The sequence below is a fragment of the Vicinamibacterales bacterium genome (assembly GCA_036496585.1).
Lineage (GTDB): Bacteria > Acidobacteriota > Vicinamibacteria > Vicinamibacterales > 2-12-FULL-66-21 > JAICSD01.
Map to the genome: position 1 here is coordinate 30396 of DASXLB010000068.1, position 17543 is coordinate 47938.

Genomic DNA, 17543 nt, shown 5'->3' on the forward strand with positions numbered 1-17543 from the left:
ACGGCACGTAGTTCTCCGAGGGGCGTCGCCCCTCGGACTCCCCCACAGCGTCGCTCACTCGCGGACTGACGCGGCGCGCTCCGCTATTCCGTTCTGAGCGCGCGCATCGGCGAAAGGCCGGCGGCCCGGCTGGCCGGTACCATCGCGGCGGCGAGCGCGCAGGCGCCGAGCGACACCGCCGCCACCGACAGCGCCACGGGATCCCAGTAGCTCACGCCGTACAGCTGGGCCGAGATCAGCCGTCCGGCGACGACCGCCAGCGGCAGGCCGAGCAGGAGTCCGGCCGCGACGCGCACGAAGGCGCTCCGCAGGATCAGATCGACGATGCGCGCGCGGGTAGCGCCGAGCGCCATCCGGAGCCCGATCTCGTTGGTCCGCTGCGCGACGCTGTAGGCGGTGACGCCGTAGAGGCCAATCGCCGCCAGCAGCAGCGCGACGCCTCCGAAAAGGCCCGCCAGCGTCGCGACCGCGCGATCTTCGTCGAACGTCATCGCCACGCGCTGCCGCATCGTCCGTACGCTGGTGACCGTGAGGTTGGGGTCCAGCTCGGCGAGCGCGCGCGTCAACACCGGCTCGAGCGTGCCGGGCGGCACCGCCGTCGCGAGCATCAGCCCGCCGACGAAGTGCGACTGCAGCTCGATGCGCTGCATCACGGCCTGGGTATAGGGAACCGTCTGTGCGAGCGGCACGTAGAACATCGATCGCGGCGGCTGCCGGAGCTGGAACCCGGCGAATCGCATGTCGCGCACGACGCCGACAATGCGGAACGTCCCGGCGTTCTCCGGGTAATCGAGCCCGAAGTGCTGGCCGAGCGGGTCCTCGCCGACCTTGAAGAACTTCCTGACGAACCCTTCGTTGACGACGGCGACGAGATCCGATGTCTCGTTGTCATGCTCGTTGAAGAAGCGGCCCTTGACGAGCGTCGCGCCGAAGTGCCGCAGGTAGTTGGCGCTGACGCGATCCCACGACGCGCCCGCACTCTGGCCAGGGCGTGGCAGCGGCTGCCCCTGCACGAACACGCCTTCGCCCCAGTTGTCGGTGAGCGGGTTGTAGAGGGCCAGGCCGGCGCCGTCGACTCCCGGCAGCGACGTCAGTCGTTGCTCGACCGCGCGGTAGAGCGCCTGCAGTTGCGGCATCGTGTAAGTGGCCGGCAGCGGGTTGATGCCGACCACGACGCGGCCGTCGACGCGATAGCCGAAGTCCATCGACTCGAGATGTCCGAGGCTCCGGGCCAGCATCGTCGCGCCGGCGACCAGGACGACGGCGAGCGTCGCCTGCAGCACGAGCAGCGCCTGTCGTGCGATCGACGAATGGTCGCGAGTGGTGCGGCCGGCGCCGCGCAGCGCGTCGACCGGGTTGGTGCGGGTCGCGAACCAGGCCGGCGCCGCGCCGAAGACGACGCCGGTGACCAGCGCGAGCCCGAACGCGAAGGCGAGCACCACGAACGACGGCCGCGTGCTGATCGGCAGGAAGCGCGTCTGGCTGAAGGCGAGCGAGAGGAGGAGCTGCGCCGCGCCGATCGCGACCGCGAGCCCGGCGATGGCGCCGCCGGCGGCGAGCAGCACCGCCTCGACGAGCGCGTGCATCACGATTTGCCGTCGCGACGCGCCGATCGCGAGACGCACCGCCGTTTGCGTGCGCCGTGACACCGCGCGCGCCAGCAGCAGGTTGGCGACGTTGGCGCAGGCGATCAGCAGCACCAGGGCGCAGACCGCGAGCAGGATCCGCAGCCGCTCACCGTATTCCTCCTTCATCACCGTGACGCCGCCGCCGGCGGGAATCACGTTGAGGACCTGATTGGGGAGCGTGCGCTCGACGTTCGGCATCCAGTTGGCCGGGTAGCCCGCGTCGTGCATCAGCCAGTTGCGCAGCACCGCCGTCAGCCGCGGACCCATGCCGTCGACGCTCGCGCCCGGACGCAGGCGTCCGAGCGCGCGCAGCCACGCCGACACCGGCTGGCGCAGGAGCGATCCAGCGCCGGCGATCAGCGGTTCCTGCTGCAGCGGCAGCCACAGGTCGGGCGGGTCGCCGCGCAGGGTCTCGCCATAGAAACCGGGCGGCGTGATGCCGACGATCGTGAACGGATGTCCCTGCAGCACGAACGTCGAGCCGACGATGGAAGGGTCGCCGCCGTAGGTGACGGTCCACGTGTGATGGCTCATGACCGCGACAGGCGCCGCCGACGCCTTGTCGTCGTCGTCACCGAAGACACGTCCGCCGAGCGCGCCGACGCCGAGCGTCGAGAAATAGTTGCCGGTCACGTATTCGGTACGGAGCGGCCGCGCCGCCTCCGCGACGCGCTCGCGACGGACGCTGAGCCGCGCGCCGCCGGCCTGGAACGCCGTCACCTGGACGAACTCGGGTGTTTGCGCCGCCAGCTGCACGAAGAGCGGATAGGAGAAGAACCCCCAGCGATCCTGCGGGCCGCCGGAGACGCAGCAGTCGTCGCCTTCGCCGATGCGATAGAGCGCGGCCGGGTCGGCGACCGGCAGCGACTGCAGCATGACGGCGTGGATCAGCGTGAAGATCGCTGTGGTGCCGCCGATTCCGAGCGCCAGCGTGAGCACCGCGGTGATGGTGAAGACCGGCGCCAGCCGGAACTGGCGCAGCGAATAGCGGATGCTGTCGAAAAGAGTGTCCACGATGACCCTTAGACGGAAGGAAGGCGGGGATGAGTTGGCAATCGGCCGCAGATTCACGATAGCCAGCGGGCCGATCAAGCCCTGGGCCGGGAGTTCGGGCGAACGGCGGCCGGAATGCCGGCTCAGGCCTTGCCTCGGCTATACTTCAGCCGGCGCGAGCCTCGATGCCGAAGCCTTCCTGGCCCGCGCTGCTTGTTGCCCTCGCGCTGGCAAAGATCTCTGCCGCGCTCGCGATTCCCCTGGTTCAGGCTGCCAGCGGCGGCCCCGTTGTGGCGCTGCCGTGGCACGACGTGGCTTTCGCGCTCGAGTTCGGCCTCGTTGCGGTCGCTCTGGTCGTCAGCACCGGCGACGACCGGCGTGGGCAACTGCTCGGCGCGGTGTGCGCGCTCGCCGCGACGTCCTTCACCGACGCGCTGCTGCTGCGCGAGTCCGCAGACAGCACGGTGGCCCACGTTCTCGCCGCGGTCCAGATCGACGCGTTCCAGCCGGCGCTCATCTGGCTATTCGTGGGCCTGTTTCCGGAGCCCCTGACCGCGCCGCGTCCGCAGACGATCGTACGTGTTGCGGCGTGGTTGACGACGTTGGTCGGAGCGGCGCTCTTCGCGATCAACCTGTCGCTTCTCCTGATCCCTCCTGAGGTACCGGCCTGGACGTGGCGCGCGCTCGCCGATCGCCAGCGGCCGGACAGCTTCTACTGGGGAATACTGTTCGCGTCCAGCCTGCCTGGCTGGGTCTTCCTCGTCTGGCGCGCCAGAATCACACACGCCTCGGCGCGGCGCCGCATCATGACGTTCGTCTTGGGCCTGCTGATTGCGCTCCTGCCGATTGCCATCGACGTGATCGCGGAGGCGCTGGTGCCGCCTTTCCGTGCGGTCATGATGCGCGCACCCTGGGACTGGACGGCGCGCCTCATCGTCTACACGCTGATCTCGGTGTCACCGATCATTATCGCGTATTCGGTGCTCGTCGATCATGTCCTCGAGCTGCGGTTCGCGGTGCGCGCCGCGGTTCGCTACACATTCGGGCGCTATACGATCCTCGTCGCGGTCGTCGTGCCGTTCGTCCTGCTCGCCGTTGATCTCTACCACCATCGCGGCGAAACGATCGGCGCGCTGTTCGCCGGTCCTGGGCCGCTGTCACTCGTCGCCATCGCGGCTGCGGCGGTGGTCGCGCTGCGCCTGCGCGAGCGCGCCATCGACGCGCTCGATCGCCGGTTCTTCCGCGAACACTACGACGCGCAGCAGATCCTCGGCCGCTTGATAGATGAGACCCGGAAGCAGGGCGATCTGCGAGGGCTCGCGTCGCTCGTCGCGTCCGACATCGATCGCGCGCTCCACCTGCATAACGTCGCGCTGGTCGTCGCCAACGAAGAGGGGACCGAGTTGTATTGTCCGGACGGACGGGTGCGCGGCTTGCCCGTCCACTCGGACCTCGGAAGCCTGCTGGCCGCCAGCGATGCGCCGCTCGACATCGACCTCGATACTCCGACGTCGCCGCTCCAGCGTCTGCCCGAGGCGGATCGGCAGTGGCTCGCCGATGGCGGGCTCCGGCTGCTCATTCCGCTGATTGCCAGCGACCAGTCGCTGATCGGGCTGCTGGCGCTCGGCGACAAGCTGAGCGACCTGCGCTTCTCACGCGACGATCGCCTGATGCTCGAGAGCCTCGCCGCCTCGCTCTCGCTCACCGTCGAAAACCGCCGATTGCGCGCCTCGCCGGCGCGCATTCCCCTGCCGATGCCGGGAGCAGCCCCGGTCGACGATGCCGCGGAATGCGGCGAATGTCAGACCGTGTACCCATCGACGGCGCCGGCCTGCCCGTGTGGCGGGACGCTGAGACCCGCGCCGGTGCCCCTCGTGCTGCTCGGCAAGTTCCGCTTCGAGCGCCGGATCGGCGCCGGCGGAATGGGCGTGGTCTATCAAGCCGTCGATCTGGCCCTCGGCCGGACGGTGGCCATCAAGACGCTGCCGCAGTTGTCGCCGGAATACGCGACCCGTTTGCGTCGCGAAGCGCGCGCGATGGCCGCGGTCTCGCATCCGAACCTGGCGCCAATCTTCGGCGCCGAAACCTGGCGCGGTACCCCGATGCTGGTGTGTGAGTTCCTGCGCGGCGGCACGCTCGCCGGCCGCCTGCGGACAGGGTGGCTCGGGATCGACGAAGCGCTGACGGTGGCCGTCTCGATTGCGGCGGCGGTGGAATACATCCACGGGGTCGGCATCCTGCACTGCGACATCAAGCCGAGCAACATCGGCTTCACCGACGAGCGCAGCCCGAAGCTGCTCGATTTCGGCCTGGCGCGGATCGCTCAGGACGTACCGCTCGCGGTCTTCGATCCCGTGGCGACCACGCAGTCTGCGAGCCAGGCCATCGCCATGTCGCCGACCGGGCTGTCGGGCGGCAGCGGAACACACCATCTGATCGGCACGCCGCTCTACATGGCTCCCGAAGCGATCCGCGGGGAGCGGCCGTCCGACATCTTCGATCTGTGGGGCGTCGCCGTCGTCCTCTTCGAGATGCTGACCGGGCAGACGCCGTACCGGGGCCAGACAGTCCCCCAGATTTACGAGGCGATCGCACGCGGACCGGTACCGGACGTGCGGGCGCTGCGTTCCGATTGCCCTGCCGCGCTCGCCGTTTTCCTGCAGGGTGCCCTGTCAGCCGATCGCGGGCGCCGCCCGGCAAACGCCCGCGCTCTCACGGCGGTACTTCAGGACTTGCGGATGTCCTGCCGACCGGTGTAGCCTGCCAGCCCCAATCCGTCCCAGGGAAACCCGATCTTCGTCCAGACGGCCAGCGCCAGGCCGTCGGGAGGCTTGCATGGCTAAAAAGTCGACCACGCGCCGCGTGAAGAACCCCACGACGGACGTCATCCTCCATGAATGCGCGCTGGCAGTGGGCCAGGGGATCGCCGCCGCCGGGGCGATAAACGTCCACCCTGCGGCGGCCGAGTTCTGGCAGAAGCGCTACGCGCCGTTCGTCCGCGTGGCCAGAAAGGCGCTGCCGTGGAAGGTCGCGCGCACGAACGTCCTGACAGTCGCGAATCATCTCGGCCAGGTCGCCGCGCAGAAGTCCGACGGCGTCACCATCACCCTGCAGAATGCGAAAGATGCCACGCAGGCGGTGTTGAACGATCCCGCGTGTCCCGCGGGCGGCGGCCGCTTCTGCCAGTAGCGGGCCGACACCATGCCGGTCACTGTCTTGAACGGCGTCTACCACCAGCAGGACAACGACTTCACCTGTGGCGCGGCTGTCGGGCAGATGGTCATCGGGGACGCGGGCGTCGATTTTCCCCATCAATCGACGCTCTACAACCAGACGCAGGCGTACCCGACAGCCGATCCGGGGCCGGCCTGGTTGAGCAGCCCCGACGGCCTCACCTACGTGATCAACCACCGACTGCCCGGTGGCGAGCCGTTCTCCCTGTTCGCCCTGAATCACCCTGACGTGGCCACGCGCAAACTGGTGTGGACGATTCACCAGCACGGGCGCCCGGGCATCGCCCTGGTCGAGGGGTCAGGTCACTGGGTGCTGGTCCACGGATACGACGTGACCGCCCAACCGGTCAGCTCCCAGGACGCCACCTACGGCATCAACGCCGTCGAGATCCAGGATCCGTGGCCGCCGAAGCCAGGCGGTGTCTCCACCGCTCATCATGCGGGCGACGGCTGCGGCAGCGGCGGCACCCGCGGTGACGCCACCCGACACATCGCGTACGCGAACTGGCTGTCGATGTACTTGACGGGCGACACGTCCGGCATGTGGATGGGTAAGTTTCTCGTGATCTGCGATCAGGATCCGGCCGCCCCGGATGCCGTCGCCATGCCGGTGATGAGCGTGCCGGCCGGATTGCACATCATCGTGGCCGCGGACGCCCAGGTAGCGGCGATCCAGGGGGTGAGCCAGTACGACCTGGCGTCACGCGATCCATGGAGATCCTGCCTGGCATCGACGACTCCCGGCACACCGCTTCTGGTGCATCGCCTCGATCATCCGAATGCGTTCTACTATCTCGTGCCGTTCCTGAAGCGCGACGGCACGAGCCCGGTCACGGTTGCGGTCGACGCCACGACGGGCACGTATCTCGAGACCAGCGCGGCATACGCTGCGGGCGACACCCTTCACGGGCCTGTCGTCCTGACCAAGGACGAGGCGATGAAACTTGTGGTTGGTACGCACGTCGACATGCCGGAGCAGCGAGGCCGGATCCTCGTGCGGCCCGAGGCCGCGACACTGTACGAGCCGCTGGTATGGCGTCCCTGCATCGAATCGCTTACGCCGTTCCTGCCCTTTCATCTGATTATCCAGGGCAAGACCCAGATCTTCGTCCGTCTCGACGGTGCGGTTTTTACTGGACTGACCGACCTGCGCCCGGGCATGTAACGGTCCGGCTCGGCGCCTCGATGCCTGGTTTATCCGTGGCGCCGGCCCGCGATCACTGGCGCTGGCGCTGAATCCAGTTCCGGATGTCGGCCGCGTCGCGGGCGACCGCCGCGCTGTCGGCAAGCTCGACGGCCGCGTCCACCTGCTTCAGCGCCTCGTCGTAGCGATGCGCGTTACCGAGCAGCCGTGCCGCCGTCAGGCGATGATGCGCGTCACCCGGCTCGAGCGAGACGGCGCGCAGCGCCAGCGCCGGCGGATCGCCATTGCCAAGCTGCCCGTCGACCGAAGCCAGGAAGTCATAGGCGGCGGCGTAGCGGGGATTGAGCGACGCCGCTTTGGCGACCAGATCGCGGACCTTGGTGAGCGTGTCGCGATCGGCGTCCCCCGCCAGGTCAGTGTCGCCAGGCGGTAGTGTGCGTAGGCGTCGGTCGTGCCGGCGCCGACGGCGCGCGCATAGGCGTCGCGGGCGGCGTCGATCTTGTCCTCACGCTCGAGGAGCAACGCATCGGCGACCTCGGCGTCGGACGCGCCCCCAGCCTTCCGCGCTTCGTCCACGAGCGCGCGCGCTTCGACCGGCCGCCCCATGGCGACGTGAAAGACCGCCCGCCGCGCGGCGCACTCGGCGGCCGGAATCGGCGTCACGCCGAAGGATTCGCGCCTGACCGTGGCGTCGGCCTGCAGCGCCTTGTAGGAGAACAGGTTCCGGTCGACGTAGGCGCGTAGCGGCGTCTGCAGGTCGGAGGGCCGGCCGATCGTTTCCGCGAACGCCGCCGCATCGGGCGACATGCCCTTGAGGACACCGGTCAGGTACTTCTCGAGACCGCCGGCATGCGCTCCGCCATCGGCGAACATCAGGTAATGGACGACGGCCCACGCCTCGGCGTCGAAGAGCATCAGGTTGTCGCCCTTCAGGAGCGGCGAGCCGTTTGGCGCGGCGACGAGATCGGCGAGCGGAATGCGACGGCCTTCGTGCAGTTCCTGGAGATACCAGGGGGCTGGCGGACCGAACATCACGCTCTTGTCGTCGATGACGGTGTTGCTCATGACGCCGGCGAGGCCGCGCAGCAGCCACGGCGGCAGGCGTCGGGGCACGCTCTGCTCCAGGATCAACGAGAAGTAGGCGAAGTACGAGGAGGCGTACGGGTTGACGTGGCGCTTGGCACCCTGCTCGATGTCGGTGCGCAGCGCGAGAAACGTGCGGTCGTAGCCGCTGACCCAGACCGTGGCGATGCCGGTGCCGCCGTTCTTCTTCTCCCAGTACGCGGGCGCGAGCGCCTTCAGCGCCTGTTCGTCCTTCAGCGCGAACACGACCAGCGGGCGGTTGAGATCGAGCTTCGCCCACGGCCACAGGACGGCGATTTCGCTGCGCATCTGCTCGAGCTGCCAGGCGAGTGTCGACGTCGGTCCTTTGCCGGCGTCGGACGTGACGGTGAAGTGCGGACTCTTGACCTCGATCCACTGATCGGCGGCCGCCGCCGAACGGGCGGCGAGGCAGGCGACAAGACACACGACAACGGCGGCCATCCGCCGCCCGCGAACGATCATCATGGCGCGGCATTCTAGGCTACACTCCCACCCCATGACTACCCAGGACCGTCGTACTTTCCTCGGCACGGTCGTCGCCGGCATGGTGGCTGCGCGTGCGTCGTTCGCCGCCTCGCTCAAGGCGGTCGGCGTGCAGCTCTATACGGTCCGTACGGACCTCGAAAAGGACTTCGACGGCACGCTGGCGACGATCGCCGCGATCGGCTACAAGGAAGTGGAGTTCGCCGGCTACTTCGGTCGCACGCCGCAACAGGTGCGTGAGACGCTGAAGACGAACGGACTGGTCTCTCCGGCGGCGCATATCGACTATCCGACGGTCAGCGATCCGGCCAAGTGGGCCATGGCCCTCGACGACGCGGCGACGCTGGGTCAGACATTCCTCGTCAACCCGTGGATCGACGAGGCGGTTCGCAATCAGCCCGACGCCTGGAAGCGCGCCGCCGACGTCTACAACACCGCCGGCGCCGCGGCGCAGAAGCACGGCATCCAGTTCTGCTACCACAACCACAACTTCGAGTTCTATCCGCGTCAGGATCTGAGCGGCGCGCTGCCATTCGAGTACCTGCTCGCGACCTGCGATCCGACGCTGGTGAAGATGGAGCTCGATCTGTGCTGGATTTCGGCGGCAAGCAAGGATCCGCTCGCCTACTTCCAGAAGTATCCGGGGCGCTTCCCGCTCGTGCACGTCAAGGGGCTGAAGGCCGTGCCGGCGGCCTCGCCGACGCCGGTCGCGATCGACAAGGTGCTACCCGACGTGACCGAAGTCGGCCACGACGACGTCATCGACTGGAAGCGGATTTTCGCGCAGTCGAAGGAAGCCGGCATCGCGCACTACTTCGTCGAGCACGACGTGCCGAAGGTGCCGCTCGCCAGCCTCGAGGAGAGCTACCAGTACCTCGCGAAGCTGCAGTTCTGAGTCGGGGCCGCTGACAAGAGCCGAAAACATCGCCGCCGGATAGGAGGGCAGCCTCCTGATCTTCTTCGAGGCTCCTGGCAGCTGGCACGATCGTGCTCAGCCGCGGAGCCAGGCGTTGACGTTGCGCCACACGGCTCGCAGCCTGGACGCGATCGCCTGCACGGCGGCGTCGGGATCCTCTTCGCCGCGGTCGCGCCGTTGAATGACCTCGTCGACGCTCAGGTGCGGTGAGCCGGTACGCTGCAGGCGGCGGACGTACTCGGGATCGACGCCGTGGTCGCGCAGACGCACCAGGTCCTGGAGGGGAACGCCCTTATAGCCAAGCTCCGCCATCCCGCGCACGTACTCCGGGTCGACGCCATGGTCGCGCGCGGTGAGCAGCGCGTCGATGGTGAGCGTCGGGTAACCGAGCGACGCCAGGCCCCGCGCATACTCCGCGCCCACGCCGTGATCGCGCGCGCGGCGGTATTCGTCGAGCGTGAGGCGGTATCCGAGCGCCTGCATGCCGCGCACGTACTCGGGCTCGACGCCATGGTCGCGCGCCTCGATCAGCGACGACAGCGACATGGCGGGGAAGCCGAGCGCCGTCATGCCGCGCGCATATTCCGGATCGGCGCCATGATCGCGCGCCACGCGCAACTCCTCGGCCGAGAGATGCGCGTACCCGGCGGCTTCCATGCCGCGGATGAAGACCGAATCGACGCCGTGATCGCGCAGCGTGATGAGCGCGTCGAGGCTGCCGGCGCGGTAGCCGAGCGCCGTCATGCCGTGCAGGTAGTCGGCGTCGACACCATGCTGTGCCGCGCGAACCAGCATCGGCACGTCCGGCTTTGCGTAGCCAGCCGCCGCGAGCGCGTCGAGGTAGGCGACTCCGACGTCGGCGATCGCCAGCGAGAGCGACTCCTGCGGCGACGGACGGCCGATGCCGCGCGTGGCCAGCGCCTCGGCGAACGCCGCGTCCGGCGCGAAGGCGAACGTTCCGGCGCAGACGCCGCGGCGGCAAACGCCGTCGACGGTGAAGGTACCCGCCTCGCGTCGGATCGGGAAGTGCAGCGGCGCGTTGAGTCCGTCGATCTGATCGACGGGCAGTCCCGCCAACCGGTCGAGGCCGACCGTGCGGCCGTGCGATCCCTGGTCCGTGCGGATGTTGATCTGCACGGTATCGCGAGCGGCCGTCCGCCGCAGCTCCCACGTGCCCGTCGCCTCGGCCTGTGCCGGGGCCGGGGACGACTGCGCCACGCCCGCGCGCTCGACGGCCGATCCGTTCGCCACGAGGGGATCGAAAGGCACGAGCGCGGCGTGGACGATCGCCAGCGGCAGGCACAGCGCCGCCGTTGCCGCGATCGCGGCGGTCACCCCGCGGCGGCCGAGCGCCGCGCGGTTGCGCGCCGCGTCGAGGATGGCCAGCATCCGCCCTTCGAGCTGGCGCGCGCGAATCATGCCGAGCGCGGTGGCGGGCGCCGGCGACGGACCGAACGCCCGCGCGATCTCGAGCAGGTGCTCGGCGTACTCGCGCGGACCGGCGCCGGCGCCGAGCACGCGATCGTCGCAGGCGAGCTCGCGCTCGACGCGCAGCCGCCGTGCCGCCCACCAGACGCCTGGATGCGGCCAGTACAGCGCGCACGCCGCCGCGGTGAGCCGCTGCACCATGCAGTCGAAGCGGGCGACATGCGCCAGCTCGTGCAGGAGCACCGCGCGCCGGCGATCCTCACTCCAGCCCTCGGCCGCCGCCGGCACGACGATGACGGGAGCGGACGTGCCGAAGGTGAGCGGCATGATGTCCTGCGCGCTCTCCAAAAGCCGAACGGACCGCGCGACACCAAGCTGCCGCACGGCGTCGTCGAGGGCGCCGCGCCACGCCGGGCCGTCGATCGGCCGTGACGCGGCCGCCAGACGGCGCAGCGCGAGCGGCTCGCACGCGACCCGCGCCGCCAGCACGAGCACACCCGCCAGATAGATGCCCGCCAGCGCGACGAGCGCGAAGGCGCCGCCGAGTCCGGCCGGCCGCGACACGGCCGCGACCTCGCCGCGCGGACGCGCCGTCTTCAACGCGTCCGGACGGGCGGTGGGACTCGCGCGGAGGCTGGAGCGGGCGTCAACAATTACGCCCTGCGGCGCGGCCGTGATCGCGGCACCGGCGCGCGCGACCGGAATGCGTACGTGCCAGCCCGGGAGCGCTGCGGCGAGCGGCAGCAGCAGCAGCGCCGCGACGGTCAGCGCCCACAGCAGATGCCGTGCGGCGGCCGAGGCGCGCCGCGCGAGGGCCAGATCGATCGCCGCCGCCGCCAGGAGGAGCGCGGTGGACTTGACGAAGGTGTCGAGGATGAGTGCGGTCATCGAAGTCCTCCCGGCGCGCGGCCGCGCTGCAGCAGCGCCCTGAGCCGCGTGTAGTCCTCGTCGGAGAGCGGCCCGTTGTTCATGTCGAGCAGCGCTGCCGCTGCCGATCCTGGTGAATTGCCGAAGAACGTGCGCACCAGTTGTGTCAGCGCCGAGCGGCTCGCGTCTTCGGGCGCGGCCGCCGGGAAATAGACGAAGCGGGGCCCGTCGTACTCGCGGCCGAGCAGACGGCGGTCGATCATGATGTCGAGCAGCTTTCGCACGCTCGACGGGCTCGGCGCGTCTGGCAGCTCGGCGCGAATCGCTTGCACCGTCGCGCGCCGATGGCGGTGCAGGATTTCCATGATCTGTGCCTCGCGGCGCGTCAGGCTGGGCTGGACTGGTTTCGTCACGCGTGTCTCCTCGATCGCGAGCAAGGCGAAGAAATTCGCCGGCAGCGAATATATTCGCCCTTTCGGGTGATGTCAAGCCGGCGGTTTGACTCTAAAACAGATGTTTGATACATGTGTTTGAGACACAGCTCATGCAGCGCCTGCGCCGAATCCTCATCATCTTGATCGTCCTGGCGGCCGCCTGCGCGGCCTACGCCTACCTGCACCGCCCGCCGTCGGTGCTGACGCTCACCGGCATCGTCACCACCGACGACGTCATCGTCAGCCCGCAGGTGGCGGGACAGATCGCGGATCTCAAGGTGAAGGAAGGGGACACCGTGGAGAAGCAGCAGCTGCTGGCGGTCGTGGCGCCCGACGAGCTGCGCGCCGACACCGCCTATTACGCAGAAAACAGCCAGGGGCTCTCGTCGCAGGTGCACGAGTCCGAGGCGACGCTGCGCTTCGAGCAGCGGCAGACCGCCGACCAGATTGCCCAGGCCCAGTCGACGCTCGCCGCCACGGAGGCGCAGGCCAAGGGCGCCGGCGCCGATCTCGAGAACGCGCGGCTCGTGTTCACCCGCACGCAGAGCCTGGCCGACAAGAGGATCGCGTCAGCGCAGGAAGCCGACCAGTCGCGCACCGCCTTCAACGCCGCGCAGGCCCGGGTCGACGCGATCGACAGGCAGGTGGAGGCGCAGCGCGCGGCCGTCGCGCTCGCGCGGTCGAACGCCGAACAGGTGTCGGCGCGTCGCGACCAGGTGCAGACCAGCCGGCACATGGCGGCTGCCGCCGCTGCACAGCAGACCAAGGCCGACGTCCGCCTGCGCTACACCGAGCTGCGGGCGCCGATTGCGGGATTCGTCAGCGTGCGCGCCGTGCGCCAGGGGGAGTACGTCATTCCGGGCCAGCCGGTGGTGACGCTGATCGATCCCGACAACCTGTGGGTCCGCGTCGACGTCGAGGAGACCTACATCGATCGCGTGCGGCTCGGCGACACGGTGCCGGTCCGGCTGCCGTCCGGCGACGAGCGCCAGGGGACGGTCTTCTACCGGGGCGCCGACGCCGGGTTCGCGACGCAGCGCGACGTCAGCCGGATGAAACGCGACATTCGCACCTTCGAGGTCCGGCTGCGCGTCGACAACCGCGATCGGCGCCTGGCCGTCGGCATGACCGCCTACGTGTCGCTGCGCGTGCAGTAGGTCCGGATGTCCGCCATCGACGTTCGCGGCATCGTCAAGCGGTTCGGCGCGTTCACCGCGGTGAACGGGATTTCGTTCACCGTCGAGGACGGCGAGATCTTCGGCCTGCTCGGGCCGAACGGCGCCGGCAAGTCGACGCTGATCCGCATGATGACGACGCTGCTGCCGCCGACCGAGGGGACGGCGATCGTCAACGGCGCCGACGTCCGCCAGGACCCCGACGGGGTGCGGCGGTCGATCGGCGTCATTCCCCAGGCGATGACCAGCGACCTCGAGCTGAGCGTCGAAGAGAATCTGCTCATCTTCGCGAAGTTGTATGGCGTGCCGCGCGCCCGCCGCGAGAGGCTGATCAGCGATCTGCTGCACGCGGTGCAGCTCACCGAGTGGCGCGAGGCGCCGGTCAAGAACCTGTCGGGCGGGATGCGGCGGCGCGTCGAGATCGCGCGCGGCCTCGTCCACGAGCCGCGCATCTTCTTCCTCGACGAGCCGACGACCGGGCTCGATCCGGTCTCGCGCGTCGCGGTGTGGGAGATGCTGCGCAAGATCAAGGCGGAGCGCGACCTCACCGTGCTGCTGACGACACACTACATGGACGAGGCCGACAAGCTCTGCGACCGCATCGCCATCGTCGATCACGGCGAGTTGAAGGCGCTCGATTCCCCCGAGCGGCTGAAGGCGGCGACGCCTGGCGATCAGGTGACGCTCGACGACGTGTTCATTTACTACACCGGCCGCGACCTGCGCGACGCCCTGCAGGACGTCAGCCCGATGGATCGCACCGGCTTCATCCCGCGGCGGAGCTGAGCGATGGGACGCATCTGGGCGATCATCGAGCGCGAGCTGCGGCGGTTCCGCCGCAGCCCGATGTTGATCGTGGTGTCGATGGTGTTCCCGATCGTGCAGCTCGTCGTGCTCGGCTACGCGTTCGGCGGCAACGTCAAGCACCTGAAGGTGGCGATCGTCGATCAGGACCACGGCGTCGAGGCGATTCACGTGCGCGAGCTGGCGGGTGCCGCCTCGTCCGGCGCCCACACCATCGACGTGATCGAGTACCCCGACGAGCAGGCGGCGATCACCGATCTGCGCGACGGACGGATCAACGGCGTGCTGACCATTCCCAACGGCTTCTCGCGGCGCGTGCTGGCGAAGGCGGATCCGCACGTCGCGCTGATCGAGGACAACACCGACAACTTCGTGTCGGCGTCCCTGGCGGCGACGCTGGGAGGAATGGTGTCGGCCTATGGCCAGCCGGCCGGCCCGCCGCGGGTCGGCCTGGCGCCGCGCCTCGACGTCGTCGAGGTCTACCCCTACGTGCCCTACATCCAGTACCTGCTGCCCGGATCCATCGTCATGTCGATCTTCATGATGGTGATGATCGGCGGCGGCATCATCTTCATCGACGACAAGGCGCGCGGGCTGCACGAAGGCTATCTGGTGACGCCGATCACCAAGTTCGAGCTGATCGCCGGCTTCAACATCTCGGGCACGATCAAGGCGGTGCTGGCCGGGGTGTTCCTGACGATCATCGGGTCGCTCATCGCCGGCATTCCTGACCCGCTGGCGCCGCTGCGGCTGATCCGCCTGTTCGCGGTGATCGTCGTGACGGCGTTCGCGCTGATCAGCCTGATGTTCCTGCTGATGGTGAGGGTGACGGATCCGCTGCTGCCGCGCGCGGTGTTCGGCGTGCTGAACACCCTGTTGTACTTCCCGAGCGGCGCGGTCTATCCCCAGCAGGGTTTTCCCGGCTGGATGCAGGTGATCGCGGTGGTCGATCCCTTTACCTACGCCGTCCACGCGCTGAAGAGCCTGCTGCTGAAGAACACCGGCTTCGCCGCGATCAGTTATGACCTAGGGTTCCTCTTCGTCTTTTCGGCCGTCGCGATGACCGCGGCGACGCTGCTCTTCAAGCGGACGCTGTGACGAAGGCGCCAATGAGGGGGGGCCGCGCCGCGCGTCAGGACGACACCCGCGAGCGCCTGCTGCGCGAGGCCCGCCGGCTGTTTGCCGACCATGGGTTCGGGAACGTCACGGTCCGCGACATCTGCCGCGAGGCGCGGGCGAATGTGGCGGCGATCAATTACCACTTCGGCGACAAGCTCGGCCTGTATCGCGAGGTGGTCCAGCAGGCGATCGCGGCGATGGCCGCGACGAACGACGCGGCGCGGGCGGCCGGCGCGGGCTGTCCGCCGGAGGAGCAGCTGCGGCGCTTCCTGGTCGTCTTTCTCACCCGGATTCTCGAGCCGGGGCACGCCATGGTTCATCGGCTGCTGCAGCGGGAAGTGCAGGATCCGACGCCGCTGCTCGACGAGGTGGCGCAGCGGGGCATTCGTCCGCGTCTCGAGTATCTGTCCGGCATCGTCGCGGCGATGATCGGCGCCCGGCCCGACGAGGCGCACGTGCTGCAGTGCGTCGGCAGCATCAACGCGCAGGCGATCATCTACATGCCCAACCCAATCGCGGCGCGGCTCGGCTACGAGTTCACCGGCACGCCCGCGCAGATCGAGGAGGCCGCCGAGCACATCGCCGCGTTCTCCATCGCCGGGGTGCGGGCGGCGGGCCGGCGGCACTCCTGAGTTTCACCATTTTGCCATCCCGCTGGCGGCCCCGGTGGTAGCATTGATCCGGCCGCTCGACGGTCTCCATCACATGCCGGCACGACTTCCGTTCATCTTCGCGGCGCTGGTTTTCTGCGCCGCCTGCGGCTCCTCGGCGACGGCGCCGACGACCATCACTCCCACGAGTACCTCGTCGACGAATCTGTTTCAGGGCACGCTCGATCGCGGCGGGACCGCGACGCAGACCTACACCGCGCAGATCGCCGGGCCGGTCAGGCTGACGCTCGCCAACGTCTCCGTCGATCCCCATCAGCCGCTCGCGCAGGCGCTGACCATCGCGGTGGGCACGAGCGACTGCACCGCGTCGACGACCGGGCGCGTCGTTCCCGCGTTGACCGCGCAAGTGAGCGGCACCGTCGCCGCGGGCACGTTCTGCGTGATCGTGTCCGATCCCGATTCGCGCCTCACCCAGTCGGTCAACTTCAGCGTCGAGGTGACGATCGGCTCGCCGTCGGCGATCGCGACGGCGGCGGGGACGTCGATCTGGGCCACGAACCTCGGTCTAGGCACGAACGCCTCGGCATCGAGGCTGATTCCGACCTTCGGCGCGGGCACCCTCAAGGTGTCGCTCGATTCGCTGTCGTCGGGTGGCGGACAACTGGGCATGGGGCTCGGAATCCCCGGCCCGTCCGGCGTCGGCTGCGTGCCTGCGCAGGTGGCGGTCGGCGGCGCCGCGACGACGCTCTCGGCGGCCGTCGACTCGGGAGTCTACTGCGTGGAGGTCCACACCGTCGGGCAGACGCCTGGACTGGTCGGTTTCTCGACGACGATTTCTTACCCATAGTCCGTCCTGAGCGCCGGCACGGAGAAGCGGCGCCGACTCGTGAATGGCCCTCGCCACGACATGCGCTGGATGGGGTTCCGCGGCGGCCGGATTGGGGTAAGGTAGCAACTAGAAATGTCTGACAAAGACGATCGGCCAGGCGGCGTCAGCCGCCGGAACTTCCTCAAATCCACCGGCGTTGCGGGAGTGGCCGCGACGATTATCGCCCCCGCCGCCGGGCTGGCCGCGCAGAGCGGTCCCAAGACGCTCGGCCCCGGCGAGGTGCCGGTGCGCCTCAACGTCAACGGCCGCCAGCTCGATCTGATGATCGAGCCGCGGGTCACCTTGCTCGACGCCCTGCGCATGCGCGCGGATCTCACGGGCAACAAGCGCGGCTGCGACCGCGGCGCCTGCGGCGCCTGCACGATGCTGGTCGACGGCCGTACGGTCTACGCCTGCTCGACGCTGGCAATCGACGTCCAGGGCAAGACGATTCGCAATGTCGACGGCCTGGCGCGCGACGGTCAGCTTCACCCCGTGCAGCAGGCGTTCTGCGACAAGGACGCGCTGATGTGCGGCTTCTGCACGCCGGGCTTCGTGATGGCGAGCGTCGGTCTGCTCGAGAAGCACCCGAATCCGACGCCCGAGCAGATCAAGAAAGGGCTCGACGGCAATATCTGCCGCTGCGGCACGTTCACCCGCATCTTCGAAGCGGTCTCGAGCGTCAAGGGGGTGCAGCGTGGCTAGTCGCCAGGGCGGACGCGGCGGCGCGCCACAA

General features: G+C 69.0%; 14 protein-coding genes. 10 read left to right on the plus strand and 4 right to left on the minus strand.

What is annotated here, in order from left to right; translation table 11 throughout:
• Positions 1 to 83 precede the first annotated feature (83 nt).
• Positions 84 to 2642 carry an ABC transporter permease gene (locus VGI12_19685; GenBank protein ID HEY2434903.1) on the minus strand — a complete coding sequence of 853 codons (2559 nt, stop codon included), beginning with the start codon at positions 2640 to 2642 and terminating at the stop codon, positions 84 to 86.
• Positions 2643 to 2806: 164 nt separating this feature from the next.
• Here VGI12_19685 and VGI12_19690 point away from each other — a divergent pair, with 164 nt between their 5' ends.
• The 3 genes from VGI12_19690 to VGI12_19700 all read left to right on the plus strand — a co-directional run bounded on the left by VGI12_19690 (position 2807) and on the right by VGI12_19700 (position 7019).
• Positions 2807 to 5380 carry a protein kinase gene (locus VGI12_19690; protein HEY2434904.1) on the plus strand — a complete coding sequence of 858 codons (2574 nt, stop codon included), beginning with the start codon at positions 2807 to 2809 and terminating at the stop codon, positions 5378 to 5380.
• 76 nt (positions 5381 to 5456) lie between these two features.
• Positions 5457 to 5810 carry a hypothetical protein gene (locus tag VGI12_19695; GenBank protein ID HEY2434905.1) on the plus strand — a complete coding sequence of 118 codons (354 nt, stop codon included), beginning with the start codon at positions 5457 to 5459 and terminating at the stop codon, positions 5808 to 5810.
• 12 nt (positions 5811 to 5822) lie between these two features.
• Positions 5823 to 7019: a hypothetical protein gene (locus VGI12_19700; GenBank protein ID HEY2434906.1), complete on the plus strand. Its 1197-nt coding sequence runs from the start codon at positions 5823 to 5825 to the stop codon at positions 7017 to 7019.
• A gap of 195 nt (positions 7020 to 7214) precedes the next feature.
• Here the strand turns inward: VGI12_19700 and VGI12_19705 are convergent, their stop codons facing one another.
• Positions 7215 to 8567 (minus strand): hypothetical protein, encoded by a 1353-nt coding sequence (locus tag VGI12_19705; GenBank protein ID HEY2434907.1) that lies wholly within the window; start codon positions 8565 to 8567, stop codon positions 7215 to 7217.
• A gap of 31 nt (positions 8568 to 8598) precedes the next feature.
• Between VGI12_19705 and VGI12_19710 the strand changes: the two genes are divergently transcribed.
• Complete coding sequence (locus tag VGI12_19710) at positions 8599 to 9480, plus strand: sugar phosphate isomerase/epimerase (GenBank protein HEY2434908.1); 882 nt, start codon at positions 8599 to 8601, stop codon at positions 9478 to 9480.
• Between the two features lie 96 nt (positions 9481 to 9576).
• Here the strand turns inward: VGI12_19710 and VGI12_19715 are convergent, their stop codons facing one another.
• Positions 9577 to 11817, minus strand: coding sequence for a M56 family metallopeptidase (locus VGI12_19715; protein HEY2434909.1), 2241 nt, complete (start codon positions 11815 to 11817; stop codon positions 9577 to 9579).
• On the minus strand, positions 11814 to 12209 hold the full coding sequence (locus tag VGI12_19720) for a BlaI/MecI/CopY family transcriptional regulator (protein ID HEY2434910.1): 396 nt from the start codon (positions 12207 to 12209) through the stop codon (positions 11814 to 11816). The genes VGI12_19715 and VGI12_19720 overlap by 4 nt, the downstream gene beginning before the upstream one ends.
• Before the next feature lie 113 nt (positions 12210 to 12322).
• Here VGI12_19720 and VGI12_19725 point away from each other — a divergent pair, with 113 nt between their 5' ends.
• The 6 genes from VGI12_19725 (at position 12323) to VGI12_19750 (ending at position 17512) form a co-directional block, all read left to right on the plus strand.
• A complete protein-coding gene (locus VGI12_19725) occupies positions 12323 to 13387 on the plus strand; it encodes an efflux RND transporter periplasmic adaptor subunit (GenBank protein HEY2434911.1) in 1065 nt (354 codons plus the stop codon).
• A 6-nt stretch (positions 13388 to 13393) separates the two neighbouring features.
• Positions 13394 to 14191, plus strand: a complete 798-nt coding sequence (locus VGI12_19730; GenBank protein HEY2434912.1) for an ATP-binding cassette domain-containing protein — start codon at positions 13394 to 13396, stop codon at positions 14189 to 14191.
• 3 nt (positions 14192 to 14194) lie between these two features.
• On the plus strand, positions 14195 to 15307 hold the full coding sequence (locus VGI12_19735; GenBank protein HEY2434913.1) for an ABC transporter permease: 1113 nt from the start codon (positions 14195 to 14197) through the stop codon (positions 15305 to 15307).
• 11 nt (positions 15308 to 15318) lie between these two features.
• Complete coding sequence (locus tag VGI12_19740) at positions 15319 to 15960, plus strand: CerR family C-terminal domain-containing protein (GenBank protein HEY2434914.1); 642 nt, start codon at positions 15319 to 15321, stop codon at positions 15958 to 15960.
• A 73-nt stretch (positions 15961 to 16033) separates the two neighbouring features.
• Positions 16034 to 16786, plus strand: a complete 753-nt coding sequence (locus VGI12_19745) for a hypothetical protein (GenBank protein HEY2434915.1) — start codon at positions 16034 to 16036, stop codon at positions 16784 to 16786.
• Positions 16787 to 16900: 114 nt separating this feature from the next.
• Complete coding sequence (locus VGI12_19750; protein HEY2434916.1) at positions 16901 to 17512, plus strand: 2Fe-2S iron-sulfur cluster-binding protein; 612 nt, start codon at positions 16901 to 16903, stop codon at positions 17510 to 17512.
• The last annotated feature ends 31 nt before the right edge of the window (positions 17513 to 17543 follow it).

Excerpts from the sequence above, each read along its gene's own strand:
- VGI12_19740 (HEY2434914.1), top strand. The coding sequence starts at position 15,319 with ATGAGGGGGGGCCGCGCCGCGCGTCAGGACGACACCCGCGAGCGCCTG.
- VGI12_19690 (HEY2434904.1), top strand. The coding sequence starts at position 2,807 with ATGCCGAAGCCTTCCTGGCCCGCGCTGCTTGTTGCCCTCGCGCTGGCA.
- VGI12_19695 (HEY2434905.1), top strand. The coding sequence starts at position 5,457 with ATGGCTAAAAAGTCGACCACGCGCCGCGTGAAGAACCCCACGACGGAC.
- VGI12_19715 (HEY2434909.1), bottom strand. The coding sequence starts at position 11,817 with ATGACCGCACTCATCCTCGACACCTTCGTCAAGTCCACCGCGCTCCTC.
- VGI12_19735 (HEY2434913.1), top strand. The coding sequence starts at position 14,195 with ATGGGACGCATCTGGGCGATCATCGAGCGCGAGCTGCGGCGGTTCCGC.
- VGI12_19705 (HEY2434907.1), bottom strand. The coding sequence starts at position 8,567 with ATGATGATCGTTCGCGGGCGGCGGATGGCCGCCGTTGTCGTGTGTCTT.
- VGI12_19750 (HEY2434916.1), top strand. The coding sequence starts at position 16,901 with ATGTCTGACAAAGACGATCGGCCAGGCGGCGTCAGCCGCCGGAACTTC.
- VGI12_19700 (HEY2434906.1), top strand. The coding sequence starts at position 5,823 with ATGCCGGTCACTGTCTTGAACGGCGTCTACCACCAGCAGGACAACGAC.
- VGI12_19710 (HEY2434908.1), top strand. The coding sequence starts at position 8,599 with ATGACTACCCAGGACCGTCGTACTTTCCTCGGCACGGTCGTCGCCGGC.
- VGI12_19745 (HEY2434915.1), top strand. The coding sequence starts at position 16,034 with ATGCCGGCACGACTTCCGTTCATCTTCGCGGCGCTGGTTTTCTGCGCC.
- VGI12_19730 (HEY2434912.1), top strand. The coding sequence starts at position 13,394 with ATGTCCGCCATCGACGTTCGCGGCATCGTCAAGCGGTTCGGCGCGTTC.